Source organism: Stenotrophomonas sp. 2619 (genome assembly GCF_040548725.1).
GTDB lineage: Bacteria > Pseudomonadota > Gammaproteobacteria > Xanthomonadales > Xanthomonadaceae > Stenotrophomonas > Stenotrophomonas maltophilia_AP.
In genome coordinates this window covers 57466-72024 of record NZ_JBEPSF010000006.1, presented here as the reverse complement: position 1 = coordinate 72024, position 14559 = coordinate 57466, and the positions used below count along the sequence as shown (strand labels likewise).

10 protein-coding genes are annotated in these 14559 nt (G+C 69.2%); 4 read left to right on the top strand and 6 right to left on the bottom strand.

Translation table 11 applies throughout. The annotated features are described in order from the left end of the window. Positions 1-20 precede the first annotated feature (20 nt). Positions 21-1403 (top strand): magnesium transporter, encoded by a 1383-nt coding sequence (gene mgtE, locus ABIA71_RS07820; RefSeq protein WP_354284509.1) that lies wholly within the window; start codon positions 21-23, stop codon positions 1401-1403. Between the two features lie 21 nt (positions 1404-1424). Here mgtE and waaA read toward each other — a convergent pair whose 3' ends face one another. Beyond that, a complete protein-coding gene (gene waaA / locus ABIA71_RS07815; RefSeq protein ID WP_354284507.1) occupies positions 1425-2723 on the bottom strand; it encodes a lipid IV(A) 3-deoxy-D-manno-octulosonic acid transferase in 1299 nt (432 codons plus the stop codon). Positions 2724-2808: 85 nt separating this feature from the next. Here waaA and ABIA71_RS07810 point away from each other — a divergent pair, with 85 nt between their 5' ends. Beyond that, the gene (locus tag ABIA71_RS07810; protein WP_354284505.1) at positions 2809-3729 is read left to right on the top strand and encodes an LpxL/LpxP family Kdo(2)-lipid IV(A) lauroyl/palmitoleoyl acyltransferase; all 921 of its coding nucleotides are present in this window, start codon (positions 2809-2811) and stop codon (positions 3727-3729) included. 172 nt (positions 3730-3901) lie between these two features. On the opposite strand, the gene ABIA71_RS07805 is transcribed toward ABIA71_RS07810, so the two are convergent. The 4 genes from ABIA71_RS07805 to ABIA71_RS07790 form a co-directional block, all read right to left on the bottom strand. Further along, positions 3902-4357: an REP-associated tyrosine transposase gene (locus tag ABIA71_RS07805; RefSeq protein ID WP_354284504.1), complete on the bottom strand. Its 456-nt coding sequence runs from the start codon at positions 4355-4357 to the stop codon at positions 3902-3904. A gap of 191 nt (positions 4358-4548) precedes the next feature. Then, on the bottom strand, positions 4549-5841 hold the full coding sequence (locus ABIA71_RS07800; RefSeq protein WP_354284700.1) for an O-antigen ligase family protein: 1293 nt from the start codon (positions 5839-5841) through the stop codon (positions 4549-4551). A 10-nt stretch (positions 5842-5851) separates the two neighbouring features. Continuing rightward, positions 5852-6964 carry a glycosyltransferase gene (locus ABIA71_RS07795; protein WP_354284502.1) on the bottom strand — a complete coding sequence of 371 codons (1113 nt, stop codon included), beginning with the start codon at positions 6962-6964 and terminating at the stop codon, positions 5852-5854. 15 nt (positions 6965-6979) lie between these two features. Further along, positions 6980-7177, bottom strand: coding sequence for a zinc-finger domain-containing protein (locus tag ABIA71_RS07790; protein ID WP_128097818.1), 198 nt, complete (start codon positions 7175-7177; stop codon positions 6980-6982). 386 nt (positions 7178-7563) lie between these two features. Here ABIA71_RS07790 and ABIA71_RS07785 point away from each other — a divergent pair, with 386 nt between their 5' ends. Further along, positions 7564-10914 (top strand): GH92 family glycosyl hydrolase, encoded by a 3351-nt coding sequence (locus ABIA71_RS07785; protein ID WP_354284500.1) that lies wholly within the window; start codon positions 7564-7566, stop codon positions 10912-10914. Positions 10915-11210: 296 nt separating this feature from the next. Further along, the gene (locus ABIA71_RS07780; protein WP_354284498.1) at positions 11211-11852 is read left to right on the top strand and encodes a basic secretory protein-like protein; all 642 of its coding nucleotides are present in this window, start codon (positions 11211-11213) and stop codon (positions 11850-11852) included. A gap of 384 nt (positions 11853-12236) precedes the next feature. Here the strand turns inward: ABIA71_RS07780 and ABIA71_RS07775 are convergent, their stop codons facing one another. Further along, positions 12237-14528, bottom strand: coding sequence for an NADP-dependent malic enzyme (locus tag ABIA71_RS07775; protein WP_354284496.1), 2292 nt, complete (start codon positions 14526-14528; stop codon positions 12237-12239). Between the last annotated feature and the right edge of the window lie 31 nt (positions 14529-14559).

The following is a 14559-nucleotide window of genomic DNA, read 5'->3' as shown; positions in this document are numbered from 1 at the left end:
GCTACCTCCTGGAGACGCCCATGAACCGCGAAGACCTTCTGTTCTCGATCCGCACCCTGATCTGCTCGCGCGATGCCGCTGCCTTTGCCAGCATTGCCAGTACCACGCATGCTCTGGACCTGGTCGAAGCGCTCGACCTGTTCGGTACCGATGCCACGCTGGCACTGCTGATGCTGCTGCCACCGCCGGCACGTGCCGAGCTGTTCGCGCACTTTCCCGACGGTGCCCAGGACGCACTGCTCACGGCGATGCCGCGCGACGCCGTGGCAACGCTGTTCGAGCACCTGCCGTCCGACGACCGCGCCGACCTCTACCACCGCCTCGATGACGCGGCACGCCAGCACCTGCTGCCCGCGCTGGCCAAGGTCGAGCGCGACGACCTGTTGCGCATGGCCGCCTATCCCGAAGGCACCGTGGGTGCGGTGACTACCTCCGACTATGCCAGCCTGGGCCCGCAGATGACGGTGGCCGACGCCATCGCCCACCTGCGCCGTACCGCGCTGGACAAGGAAACCATCAACATCCTCTTCGTGCTCGACCACGACCGGCGCCTGCGCGGTAGCGTCACGTTGCGTGACCTGGTGCTGGCCGACGGCCACGCGCCGATCGCATCGATCATGTGCAGCCCGCCCACCACCGCCGAGGCCCACTGGCCGCAGTTGCAGGCCGCCGAACTGATCCGTCGCTACGACCTGCTGGCGCTGGCGGTCACCCATGCCGACGGGCGCATGATCGGCATCGTCACCGTCGACGATGCGATGGACATCGAGAAGCAACAGGATGCCGCGCAGCTGGCGCGCTTCGGCGGCACGGTAAGCGCGCAGGGCAACGACCTGGACGTGCGCAGCACGCCGCTGACGCAGATGTTCCGGGTGCGCGTGTTCTGGCTGGCGATCCTGACCGGCTTCGGCATCCTCACCAGCACCTTCGTGGCCGCGCAGGAGGAACTGCTGTCGCAGGTGATCGTGCTGGCGGCGTTCATTGCCCCGATCGTGGACATGGGCGGCAACACCGGCAGCCAGTCGGCCACGCTGGTGATCCGCAGCATGGCGCTGGGCGAGCTGACGCTGCGCTGGCGCGACGTGTGGTTCGTGGTCAGGCGCGAGCTGCCGGTGGCGGCCGGGCTGGGCGTCACCATCGCGGTGCTCGAAGCCATCCTGGCGTACTTCAGCAAGGGCGTGGGCATGGACGTGCTGCTGGTGGTCGGCTCCAGCATGCTGGTGTGCACCGCGCTGGGCGGCATCATCGGCGCGCTGCTGCCGTTCGCGGCACGCCGCATCGGCACCGACCCGGCCACGCTGTCGTCGCCGATGATCACCTCGATCATGGATCTGATCGGTGTGTTCATCTACTTCGGCTTCGCCTACCTGTTCCTGGGCGATCTGCTGGTGGCAGCGGCCTAGGCGGCCGACCGCCGCCGCACCTCACGCCACCGGCGGCGGCAGGTGCGGTGCGATCAGGGCCACGGTGCGGTCGAGCGCGCCGCGCCCATTGCTGACCAGCATGCAGCCGGCGCGGGCCATGTCTTCGCGTGCCTGCGGATCGCGCAGCAGGGTCAGCAGCGCATCGCCCACGCCCTGTGCATCGTCGGCGATCACCACCGCACCGGCCTCGCGCATGCGCCGGGAGATCTCGGCGAAGTTGTGCAGGTGCGGGCCGGTCACCGACGCGGTGCCCATGGCCGCCGGTTCCAGCAGGTTGTGGCCGCCGATGGCCTGCAGGCTGCCGCCGACGAAGGCAACCTGCGCGCAGCCGTAGAAGGACATGAGCTCGCCCAGCGTGTCGATCACGAACACGTCGGTGTCGGCCTGCGGCCATTGCTGCTGGCGGCGCGTGGCCACCTTCCAGCCCTGCTCGCGGGCCAGCGCCTCCACCCGCGGGAAGCGCTCGGGATGCCGCGGCGCCCACAACAGCAGCAGGCCCGGCAGTGCCTCGCGCAGGCGCCGGTGCAGGTCGATGGTGGCCTGCTCTTCGCCTTCATGCGTGCTGGCGGCGATCCACACCGGGCGATCGGCCGGGACCAGCGCATGGAACCGGGCCACGAAGTCCTGCACGTTGGGGGCGGCAATATCGAACTTCAGGTTGCCCAGCGCCTGCACCTGCTCGGGCCGTGCACCCAGCTGGATGAAGCGCTCCGCATCGTCCTGCGACTGCGCGGCCACGCAGGTGACCGTGCGCAGCGCGCGCCCGATCAATGCCCTCAGCAGGCGATACCCGCGCAGCGAGCGTGCCGACAGCCGCGCGTTGAGGATGTACACCGGAATGCCCCGGTCCCGGCACCCGAACAGCATGTTCGGCCACAGCTCGGTTTCCAGGATCAGCGCCAGGCTGGGCTTGAAGTGGCCGAGGAAGCGGCCGACGCTGCCCGGCACGTCGTAGGGCAGGTAAACGTGGTCCAGGGCGTCGCCCCACAGCGCGCGCACGCGTTCGGAGCCGGTCGGGGTGATGGTGGTGATCACCCAGCGGATATCCGGGCGCAACGTGCGCAGGGCATTGACCAGCGGCGCGGCGGCGTTGACCTCGCCCACCGACACCGCGTGCAGCCACACCCGCGGCTGCCCGCTGGGGTGAGGGTAGGAGGCGTAACGCTCGTCCCAGCGGCGGAAGTACTCGCGCACCCGGAACCCGCGCCAGACCAGGTGGTACACGGTGATCGGCAGCAACAGGTACAACACGGCCGAGTACAGGCCGCGCAGGATCCATTCGACAGGGCTTTTGCGCATGCGCAGAGGATACGGGAGCGGCGCGGGGAAGGCATCCTGCACCGCCGTGATGGGCCTGCCGGGATGCATCCATTAGAATCGAGTCATGTCAGATAACGCGTCCACCGCTACCCGCCCGTCCCTGCGCGATCCCCGCCACTGGCCGATGTTCGCCGTCATGTTCGCCGCCTTCGGGATCGCCCGGCTGCCGTGGATGCTGCAGCGCGCGCTGGGCCGCGGCGTGGGCACCGTGGCCTACCGCCTGGCCGGCAGCCGCCGGCGCGCGGCCGAGGTCAACCTGCGCCTGTGCTTCCCGGAAAAGGACGAGGCCTGGCGCCAGCGTCTGCTGCGTGACAGCTTCGATGCCCTGGGCGTGGGCATCTTTGAATTCGCCCGGGCTTGGTGGGGCAGCATCGACAGCATCCGCCCGCAGGTCCAGATCGAAGGCCTGGAGCACCTGCAGCGCCTGCAGGCCGAAGGCCGCGGCGTGCTGCTGGTATCGGGCCACTTCATGACCCTGGAAATGTGCGGGCGCCTGTTGTGCGACCACGTCGAGCTGTCGGGCATGTACCGCAAGCACCGCAACCCAGTGTACGAGTGGGCGGTGAAGTTCGGCCGGCTGCGCTATGCCAAGGCGATGTATGCCAACGAGGACATCCGGGCCACCGTGCGCCACCTGAAGAAGGGCGGATTCCTCTGGTACGCGCCGGACCAGGACATGCGCGGCAAGGACACGGTGTTCGTGCCGTTCTTCGGGCACACCGCCGCCACCATCACCGCCACCCACCAGTTGTCGCGCATGACTGGGTGCGCGGTGGTGCCCTACTTCCATCGCCGCGAAGGCGGCCGGTACTTCCTCAAGATCGGCGCGCCGCTGGAGAATTTCCCCAGCGAGGATGTGGAAGCCGATACCGCACGCGTCAACCAGGCCATCGAAGCGATGGTGCGCGAGGCACCGGACCAGTACCTGTGGATCCACCGCCGCTTCAAGCGCCAGCCGGGCGGCCGCAGCGATTATTACCGGTAACGGCACCCACGGGTGGCTGCACAAATTCCCTCGGTAGAGCCACCCCATGGGTGGCTGCACGAATCCCAGCGGTAGAGCCACCCCATGGGTGGCTGCACGAATCCCAGCGGTAGAGCCACCCCATGGGTGGCTGCATGGTGCCAGACCGCGAACAGCCACCCATGGGGTGGCTCTACCCATCCATGGGCCACCGCGACCACGCGTGCGGGTACTCGCCCAACGCACCGGCCAATCCCGCACGTATCGGGTTGGCGAGGATGTACAACGCCTGTCGGCGCAAGGATTCCTCACTTCTCACGGCGTGGTCGAAGTACCCGTGCTGCCAGAGCTTCCCCGTTCGCCGCAGACGCTCGTTCAACAATCGGCTGCTGCGTGATTTGAACAGCAGCATGCAACGCGCCAAGGTGTCTTGCCGCAGCTGGATCAACCAATGCACATGGTCCGGCATGACCACCCAGGCCAACGTGCAACTGACCCCACAACGATCCATATAGCGCAGCGTATCGATGATTACCTCTGCATTGAGGGGATCGTCGAACCATCTCCGCCTGCCGTGCGTGGTGGTGGTGAGCGCATAGCAATACCCCGGATGCGAGTATCGGCCGCGTTGGAGGCGTGGGCTGGTCATCGCACGAGAGTGCGTTGGGCCGGGCGTGGTGCCCATCGGTGGATGGCGCGCGCGTGCGTCGGTGTGTGCCCATGCCTGGGCCAAGAGCAGCCACCCATCGGGTGGCTCTACCTCCAGAGCACCGGGTAGAGCCACCCCGTGGGTGGCTACGCGCAACGCCGGATTCCCAAGCAGCCACCCATGGGGTGGCTCTACCCGTCGTCGCGCGCCAGCAGGCTGCCGGCGTACAGCGCGGCCAGCAGCAGGGTGAGCCCGCCCCAGAAGGTGGAATAGAACGCCAGGTGGGTGTTGAGCGGGAACACGGTGACCGCCAGCGCCAGCATGGCCGGGCGGGCGCGTTCGCGGGCCGGCAGCGGGGCGAAGCGCCACGCGCGCCAGGCCTGGGCGGCAGCGGCCAGCCACAGCAGCAGGCCCAGTGCGCCGGTTTCAGCAAGTATTTCCAGCACGATCTGGTGCGCGTGCAGCGCCGGGCCTTCGCCCCATACTTCCTGCGCCTGCGGTGTGGGGTTGCAGCCCGGGTACGCATCGCGGAAACCGCGCGCGCCCACGCCGTTGACGGGGTGGCCGGCAATCATGCAGCCGGCCGCTGCCCAGATCTGCGCGCGCCCGGACAACGCCTGGTTGACGCCGTCGCCGTCGCCCTCCCACGCCATCGCGGTGCGCGCCACGCGCTCACGCACCTGGCTGGAACCGACCCCGATCGCGACCGCGGCCACCAGCCCTAGCGCCAGGCAGCCGATCAACGCGCGCGGGCCGAGCAGGCGCCAACCGGAGTACGCCACGACCAGCGCATAGGTGAGCCACGCTGCACGCGAGCCCGCCAGCACCAGCACCACGCCCACTGCGGCAGCGGCCGCGCCCCAGCCCCACAGCCCCGCGCGTCGCGCGGCCGCAAACAGCAGGAACGGCGAGAGGCTGGCCAGCACCTGGCCAAACTTCAGGTTGCACGGCCCCAACACGCCGCTGAGCCGATCCGCGGCAGCCACCTCGGCGGCATTGCACAGGCCGTGCCCGCTCACCAGCTGCTTGAGCTGGTCCAGCGACCAGAACAACGCACTGCTACCGAAGGCAGCCTGGGACAGCGCATCGACAGTCCACACCGCCGTGATCAGCGCGATGCCGCCCAGCGTCAGGCGCCGACGCTGCGGGGTGGCTACGGCAATCGCCACCAGCCACATGAAGGGCAGATAGCGAAGGCCGGCCGCGGTCTTGCGCCAAGCCGTCGCCGGGTCGATCGCGTCGAACGCGGAAAACGCCTGCGGCAGCCAGTAGCCCAGGAACAGGATGCTGGTGAGCGCCCATGCCGGGCTGCTCAGCAGGTGCTGTTTGCCCTGCATGCGCAGCTGCACCATGCGCACGGCGGCATACAGCGCGCCCAGCACCAGCACGCTTTCGGCGATGCCGGGCAACGGCCACAGCGCCACGAACGCCAGTACCCACCACGGCGCCCAACGACCGGCGCGGGACGCCGGGGAGCCGGGCACAAGCACCGGCTCAGCCGGCAAGGGAGGTGTAGAGCTTGAGGGTGTCACGCTGCATCGCCTGCAAGGTGAAAGGAATCCGGGCAGGCAGGCTGGGCGGTTGCTGCAGCAGCTGCAGCGCGCGCGACAGCAGCGCCGCACCGTCGTGCAAGGCTACCGCACCAGAGGGTTGCAGCTGCGTCAGCAGTTCGCCCACGCCGCCGTGGTTCCAGCCCAGCACCGGGCGCCCTACCGACAGCGCTTCCACCACGGTGCGGCCGAACGCTTCGGCCTTGTCCGACACCTGCAGTACCAGGTCGCTGGCCGCGTAGGCCTGGGCGATGCGGGTGGTGGGTGCGGTCATCAGCACCGCATCGGCGATGCCCAGGGTGCGGGCCTGTGCTTCAAGTTCGGCCACGTAGGCCTCGCGGCCCGGCTCGCGGGTGCCCGGCATCCACAACGTGGCGGGCACACCGGCCGCGTGCAGGCCGGCCAGCAGTTGCAGCGCATGCCGGTGGCCCTTCAACCGGGTGCCACGGCCAGGCAGCAGCAGCAGCGGCGCATCGCCGGCCAGCACCGGGTGCTGCGCGGCCACCGCCAGGCGGGCCCGGCGATCGGTGCGCGCCACGCGCGGGAACTGGGCCACGTCCACGCCGCGCGGAATCACCTGCAGGCGCTCGGCGGGCACGCTGGGGTAATGCGTCTGCACGAAGCTGCGCACCGTGTTGGACACACAGATCACCCGTTCGCCGCTGGTCATCACCGCGCTGTAGCGCCCCGGCGAGTTCAGCCCGTGCACGGTGGTCACCCAGTGCGGGCGCTGGGCCTCGGGAAGACTGCGCAGCGCGTACAGGCCCAGCCAGGCCGGCAGGCGCGAACGCGCATGCACGATGTCGGCCCCCACCTCGGCGAACAACGCGCGCAGGCTGCGCACGTGGCGCAACGTCAGCAGCGACTTGCGGCCGATGTCCAGGGTGAGATGTTCGGCGCCGCTGGCCAGCAGGGGCTCGACCAGCCGCCCACCCGCGGACACGACGATGGCCCGGTGGCCGGCGGCAACCAGGGCAGAGGCAATTTCAAGGGTGGAGCGTTCGACCCCGCCGGAGTGCAGCGCCGGCAGCAGCTGCACCACGGTGAGTCGGCGCACGGGAGCAGCGCTGATTTAGTCGGCCAGCACGAACACGGCGCCGCAGTACGGGCACTTGGCCTCGCCGTTGGGCTCGTCTTCGATCGGCAGGTACACGCGCGGATGCGAGTTCCACAGCGCCATTTCCGGGGTCGGGCAGCTCAGCGGCAGGTCGGCGCGATGCACGGTGTAGCGCTTCTCGGCGTTGGCGGGCGCAGTGGCGGTATGGCTCATGGCGTGGACACACAAAGGAATTGCGAAGACGGTGATTCTAGCACCCGGGGCTGTTGCATCGCCGTCCTCGTGCAGGCCGCCGCATGCCGCCCAGCCGTACCGCCGACGCACAGCACCGTTCTTTTTAAATCGATCCAAAGTGACTGTCAACCGGAACGGCAAGTGGCTGATTCTTCAGGTTTGGATCGAACTAAATGGCACTTGCCAGCATCGCCCCGGCTGTTGCAGCATCGGTCCGGTTCGATTCCTGCCCCGATCGCATGGCCCGTCCCCCGCCGGACCTGCATCGCCCTTGTGCCCGCCCCCGGCGGCCGGGGTGCTGCCTGTCTGCCGAGGTCGCCGATGCGGGCTTTGCCTGCCGCCTGCCCTTCCCGGGAGTTCCCTGCATGACCCTGCCTGCCCCGCGCCCTGCCCGCCACGCCCTGCTGCCGCTCGCCCTTGCCGTGGCGTGCGCCTCGCTTGCCCTGCCCGCCCTGGGCCAGGGCCTGCAGACCTCTTTCGAGCGCGGCGAACCGGCGCCGCTGGCCGGCACGCAGGCCCTGCAGGTGGAGGTGGGCGGCGGTCCGCGCGCGCCGTATGCGGCCAAGCCCGGGGTCGGCTACAGCGGCCTGCGTGCGCTGCATTACACCGGCAGCGGCGGCACCCAGCAGCGCCGCCTGTTCAACACCGACGTGACCATCGAGGCCGACACCACGCTGAGCTGGCTGGTGCTGCCGGAAATTGTCGGTGCTGACACCGTGGCTTCCACTTATGTGTCGCTGGACCTGCTGCTGGACGACGGCAGCCGGGTGTCGGCCAGCGACGCCCGCGACCAGCATGGCAGTGCGCTGGGCGCGACCGCGCAGGGCGACTCGAAGACGCTGTACCCGCAGCAGTGGGCGCGCAAGGCCGTGCGCCTGGGCGAGGTGCCGGCGCTGCGTGGCCGCCGCGTGGTGGCGGTGGAACTGCAGGTGGCCAGCGCGGCCGGTGCGCCGGTGTCGGGCTGGATCGACGACGTGCAGCTGGGCGCGCAGCCGCGCACCGCGCCGCAGCGCCCGTCGGACTGGGTGCTGACCACGCGCGGCACGCAGGCCAACGGCACCTTCTCGCGCGGCAACAACTTCCCCGCCACGGCGGTGCCGCACGGCTTCAACTTCTGGACCCCGGTCACCGATGCCGGCGCGTTGAACTGGCTGTACCGCTGGAACGAACAGAACGACGCGCGCAACCGGCCGCAGCTGCAGGCACTGGCCCTGAGCCACCAGCCCAGCCCGTGGATGGGCGACCGCCAGACCTTCCAGGTGATGCCGTCCAGCGCCCGCGGCGTGCCCGAGGCCGACCGCGGCAAACGTGCGCTGTCGTTCTCGCGCGACAACGAGCGCGCGCGCCCGTACCGCTACGACGTCCGGTTCGACAACGGCATCGCTGCGGCGATCGCGCCCACCGACCATGCCGCGCTGTTCCACTTCACCTTCCCCGAGAAGGGCGACGCCAACCTGCTGTTCGACAACGTCGACGCACGCGGCGGGCTGACCCTGGACGCGGCCACGCAGACGCTGTCCGGCTACACCGACACGCGCAGCGGCCTGTCCAACGGCGCCACCCGCATGTACGTGGTGGCCAGCTTCGACGCGCCCTGGCGCAGCAGCGGCCAGATCACCACCGGCCGCCCCACCGGCTACATCAAGTTCGATGCGGGCAGCACGCGCACGGTCACCATGCGCATTGCCACTTCGTTGATCTCCGTTGAGCAGGCCCGCCACAACCTGGCCCTGGAGCTGGCCGCCGATGACACGCTCGACCGCGTGGCGGCACGCGCGCAGGACGCGTGGGATGCACGGCTGGCCCCGTTCGACATCGGCGATGCCAGCGACGACCAGAAGACCACGCTGTATTCCAGCCTGTACCGGCTGTACCTGTACCCGAACTCCGGCCACGAGAACGTGGGCAGCGCCGCCGCGCCCGAATGGCGCTACGCCAGCCAGGCCAGCGCCGCCGAGGACAACACCGACGGCAGCGCCACGCGCAGTTTCGCCCCGGTGCGCGACGGCAAGGTGTACGTCAACAACGGCTTCTGGGACACCTTCCGCACCACCTGGCCGGCCTATGCGTTGTTCACCAAGAACGACGCCGGTGCGCTGGTGCAGGGCTTCCTGGAGCAGTACCGCGCTGGCGGCTGGGTGGCGCGCTGGTCCTCGCCCGGCTACGCCGACCTGATGGTGGGCACCAGTTCGGACGTGGCCTTCGCCGATGCCTGGCTGAAGGGCATCGGCGGCTTCGACCCGGAGGAGGCCTATGCGGCCGCGCTGAAGAACGCCACCGTGGTACCGCCCGACCGCCATGTCGGGCGCAAGGGCATGGACCGCTCCACCTTCCGGGGCTACGCCAGTGCCGACGTGCATGAAGGCATGTCGTGGACGATGGAAGGCGCGCTCAACGACTTCGGCATCGCCAACATGGCCGAAGCGCTGGCCAAGCGCGCCGGCAGCGCCGCCGCACGCGAACGCTATGCCACCGAGGCCGACTATTTCAGCCATCGCGCCGGCACCTACGCCACGTTGTTCGACCCGGCCGCCGGGTTCTTCCAGGGCCGTACCGCCGACGGACACTGGCGCCTGGCCGCCAAGGACTACGACCCGCGCGTGTGGGGCCACGACTACACCGAGAGCAACGGCTGGACCTTCGCCTTCACCGCCGCGCACGACGGCGAGGGCCTGGCCGGGCTGTATGGCGGCCGCGCGCAGCTGGCCGCCAAGCTCGACGCCTTCTTCGCCACCCCGGAAACCGCCGATCCCGCCTTCGCCGGCTCCTACGGCGGCACCATCCACGAGATGACCGAGGCGCGCGACGTGCGCATGGGCATGTACGCGCACAGCAACCAGCCGGCCCACCACATCCCCTGGATGTACCTGTACGCCGGGCAGCCGTGGAAGACCCAGCAGCACGTGCGCGAGATTCTGGCGCGGCTGTACGTGGGCAGCGAGATCGGCCAGGGGTATCCGGGCGATGAGGACAATGGCGAAACCTCGGCGTGGTACGTGCTGGCCTCACTGGGCCTGTACCCGCTGCGCATGGGCGCGCCCGAATACGCGATCGGTTCACCGGCGTTCCGCCATGCACGGGTGGAACTGCAGGGCGGCGCGGTGCTGACGGTAAATGCCGCCAACAACTCGCGCGAGAACGTGTACGTGCAGTCGCTGAAGATCAACGGCAAACCCTGGTCGAAGACCTGGGTGCCGCACGAGGTGATCGCCAAGGGCGCCACGCTGGACTTCGTGATGGGCCCGCAGCCCTCGACCTGGGGCAGCGGCCCGGACGATGCGCCGCGCTCGCTCACCGCACGCGGCCAGCGCCCCGCCCTGCTGCATGACCTGCTGGGCAGCGGCGCACGCGCGCAGCTGGCCGATGGCCGGCCAGTGCCGGACCTGCTGGATGACGATGCCGGCACGACGGTGCCGGTGGGCGCAGGCACGGTGGTGTTCAGCGGGGTGAGCGATGGCACGCCCTCGATGTACACGCTGACCAGTGGCAACGCCGCGATCCGCGGCGGTGCATGGACGCTGGAAGCCCGCCGCACGGGCGGCCGTTGGGTCACGCTGGACGAGCGCCGCGGCGAGGACTTTGCCTGGGCGCTGCAGACCCGGCCGTTCGCCATTGGCAAACCCGGGCGATACGCCGAGTACCGGCTGCGCATCGCCGCGCCGGGGCGGATGCAGTTGGCCGAAGTGGAGTTGCTGGCACCCATGGGGGAGCAGTGAGCATGGGCATGCGTGGGTTTTTGAAGCGGGCGGCGGCTTGGGGTGCGGGGAGCCGGCCAGCGGCCGGCGCAACCGGGGCTCGCGTGTCGATTGTTGCGGGGAGCCGGCCAGCGGCCGGCGATACCGGCGCTCGCGTGTCGATTGTTGCGGGGAGACGGCCAGCGGCCGGCGATACCGGGGCGCGTGTGTCGGTGGTTGCCTGGGGCCGGCCAGCGGCCGGCGCTACCGGGGCGCGTGTGCCGGTGGGTGCCTGGGGCCGGTCAGCGGCCGGCCTTGCCGTGTTGCTGGGGGCGTTGGTGGGGTTTGATGCGGCTGCGTTCGAGGCCAGCCAGCAGCGCGAGGGCGTGACGTTGCGCTACAGCGATCCGGCCGATGCGCTGGCCGCCCCGATGCGCACGCGCATCATCGACACGTTCTTCGCCGCGTACGTGCGCGAGCGCGCCGACTTCCATCCGGGCGCGCCCTCGCAGGTGCGGATCGTGATCGATCCGGGCTACGACGGCATCGCCTTCGTCGGCGAGGGCAAGGGCGCGGCCACCATCACCATCAATCCGGCCTGGCTGGCCAAGCACCCCGACGACGTCGACCTGGTCACCCACGAGGCGATGCACATCGTGCAGGGCTACCCCGAATACGCCAATGAACGCGTGCCGGGCTGGCTGGTGGAAGGCATTGCCGACTACGCGCGTGCTCGTTACGGGCGGGAAAATGCGGCCGCGGGCTGGGCACTGCCGACGGCGGTGAAGGACGGGCAGAACTTCGACACCGGCTACCGGGTGACCGGTGCGTTCCTGGCGTGGAGCGAGGGGCAGCATCCGGGGCTGGTCAAGGCACTGGACGGCGCATTGCGCGACGGGCGTTACACGCCGGCATTGTGGCAAGCCCGCACCGGCATGGCGCTGCCGGCGCTGTGGGCGGCGTACGTGCAGGCGCGTTGAGTCCCGCGGTGGGCCGGGGTACGGCGGGTACCGACCGTGGGTCGGTACGCTTTCGTGGGTCAGCGCGCGCCCACCAAGCCGGCATACAACGCAAACAACTGCTTGAAATAGCGGTGGGTCATTCGATGGCGCATGGCACGGCTCCGGACTCGCAGGGGGATCTGGTCGGGCCCAGGGCGGCGGGAGCCGGTGGCCCGCCGCCGCGGCCGGGCCGCGTGGGTGTATTGGGCCCTCGGCAGGTTGCAGGCGGGTGACCGGGGTGCGGCGTGCGTATGGCAGCGTACGACGCCGGCCGACCAACGTCGGTGGCTACCGGTTTTGCGGCGCGAAACCAAAAACGCGCCCCGTAGGGCGCGTTTTGGCAACTGCAGGGAGAAGAACGCCTTAGGCGTTCTTCTCGGCCTCCAGTTGCTTCCGGATCTGCGCATCCACGGCCGCGATGGCGGTCATGTTGAGCACGCGGCGCGAGGTCGCGCTGGTGGTCAGGATGTGCACCGGCTTGGCCACGCCCATCAGGATCGGGCCGATCGCCACGCCGTCGGTGAACACGCGCACCAGGTTGTAGGCGATGTTGGCCGCTTCCAGGTTGGGCAGCACGAACAGGTTGGCGCGGCCCTTCAGCGTGCTGTCGGGCAGCAGCTTCTGGCGCAGTGCCTCGTCCCATGCGGTGTCGCCCTGCATTTCACCGTCCACGTTCAGGCGCGGGTTGCGCTTGAGCAGCAGCGAACGCACGGTGCGCATCTTCAGCGCGTCGCGGGAATCGTGGCTGCCGAAGTTGGAGTGCGACAGCAGCGCCACCTTCGGTTCGATCCCGAACAGCTTCATGCGGTAGGCCGCCTGCAGGGTCGCTTCGCAGATCTGCTCGGCGGTCGGGTCTTCCTGCACGTGGGTGTCCACGAAGAAGAACACGCCCTGCTGGTTGATCACGCCGGTCATCGCCGAGGTCGAGGTCACCTTCGATTCCAGCGGCAACACGCTGCGCACGTAGCCCAGCTTCTTGTGGAAGCGGCCGACCACGCCGGTCAGCATGGCGTCGGCTTCGCCGCGTGCCACCATCACCGCGGCGATCAACGTCGGCCGCGAACGCATCAGGTTCTTGGCCGCCGCCACGGTCACGCCGCGACGCCCGGTGAGGTTGTGGTAGTACTGCCAGTAATCGTTGAAGCGCGGGTCGTCGTTGATGTTGGTAATGTCGAAATCATCACCGGCCTTCATGCGCAGGCCCAAGCGCTCGATGCGCGATTCGATGACGTCCGGGCGGCCGATCAGGATCGGACGGGCCAGCCCTTCATCCACCACGTTCTGCACGGCGCGCAGCACCACTTCCTCTTCGCCCTCGGCGTAGACGACGCGCTGCTTGTCGGCGCGCGCACGGTCGTACACCGGCTTCATCATCAGGCTGGTGCGGTAGACGAACTGGGCCAGCTTCTCGCGGTAGGCGCCCATGTCGGCCACCGGGCGGGTCGCCACGCCCGAATCCATCGCGGCCTGGGCCACGGCGGCGGACAGCTCCACCAGCAGGCGGCGGTCGAACGGACGCGGAATCAGGTAATCACGGCCGAAGCTCGGGGTCTCATCGCCGTAGGCCGAGCCCAGGTCGCTGGCCTCGCGGCGTGCCATCGCGGCGATCGCGTGCACGCAGGCGATCTTCATTTCCTCGTTGATCGCCGTGGCACCCACGTCCAGCGCACCGCGGAACAGGTACGGGAAGCACAGCACGTTGTTGATCTGGTTCGGGTAGTCCGAACGACCGGTGCCGATCAGCGCGTCGGGACGGACCGAACGGGCCACTTCCGGCATGATTTCCGGGGTCGGGTTGGCCAGCGCGAAGATCACCGGGTCCTTGGCCATGGTCTTGACCATGTCCGCGGTGAGGATGCCCGGGGCCGACAGGCCCAGGAAGATATCGGCGCCGTCGACGATCTCGGCCAGCGTGCGCTTGTCGGTGTCGCGTGCGTAACGCGCCTTTTCCGGGTCCAGGTCGGTGCGGCCGGTGTGGATCACGCCGTCGCGGTCGAAGGCCAGAATGTTCTCTTTCTTCAGGCCCAGCGAGACCAGCATGTTGACGCAGGAGATGCCCGCCGCGCCCATGCCGGTGGTGGCCAGCTTGACGTCTTCGATGCGCTTGCCGGTCACGACCATGGCGTTGAGCACCGCGGCACCGACGATGATCGCGGTGCCGTGCTGGTCGTCATGGAATACCGGGATGTTCATCCGCTCGCGCAGCTTGCGCTCGACGATGAAGCATTCCGGGGCCTTGATGTCTTCCAGGTTGATGCCGCCGAAGGTCGGCTCCAGCGAGGCGATGATGTCGACCAGCTTGTCCGGGTCGTTCTCGTCGATCTCGATGTCGAACACATCGATGCCGGCGAACTTCTGGAACAGCACGCCCTTGCCTTCCATCACCGGCTTGCCGGCCAGCGGGCCGATGTTGCCCAGGCCCAGCACGGCGGTGCCGTTGGAAATGACGGCGACCAGGTTGCCGCGGGCGGTCAGTTCGCTGGCCTGCTGCGGGTCGGCCATGATCGCCTCGCAGGCGTGTGCCACGCCCGGCGAGTACGCCAACGACAGATCACGCTGGGTCAGCATCGGCTTGGTCGCTGCGACGCGGATCTTGCCCGGCGGCGACATGCGGTGGTAATCGAGGGCAGCCTGTTTGAAATCTTCGTTGGACATCGCTTTCTGCAGATGAATGGGCGAGAGGAAC

What these genes read in the sequence shown, in the direction of transcription:
- mgtE (WP_354284509.1), top strand. Translation starts at nt 21, where the DNA reads ATGAACCGCGAAGACCTTCTGTTCTCGATCCGCACCCTGATCTGCTCG.
- waaA (WP_354284507.1), bottom strand. Translation starts at nt 2,723, where the DNA reads ATGCGCAAAAGCCCTGTCGAATGGATCCTGCGCGGCCTGTACTCGGCC.
- ABIA71_RS07810 (WP_354284505.1), top strand. Translation starts at nt 2,809, where the DNA reads ATGTCAGATAACGCGTCCACCGCTACCCGCCCGTCCCTGCGCGATCCC.
- ABIA71_RS07805 (WP_354284504.1), bottom strand. Translation starts at nt 4,357, where the DNA reads ATGACCAGCCCACGCCTCCAACGCGGCCGATACTCGCATCCGGGGTAT.
- ABIA71_RS07790 (WP_128097818.1), bottom strand. Translation starts at nt 7,177, where the DNA reads ATGAGCCATACCGCCACTGCGCCCGCCAACGCCGAGAAGCGCTACACC.
- ABIA71_RS07785 (WP_354284500.1), top strand. Translation starts at nt 7,564, where the DNA reads ATGACCCTGCCTGCCCCGCGCCCTGCCCGCCACGCCCTGCTGCCGCTC.
- ABIA71_RS07775 (WP_354284496.1), bottom strand. Translation starts at nt 14,528, where the DNA reads ATGTCCAACGAAGATTTCAAACAGGCTGCCCTCGATTACCACCGCATG.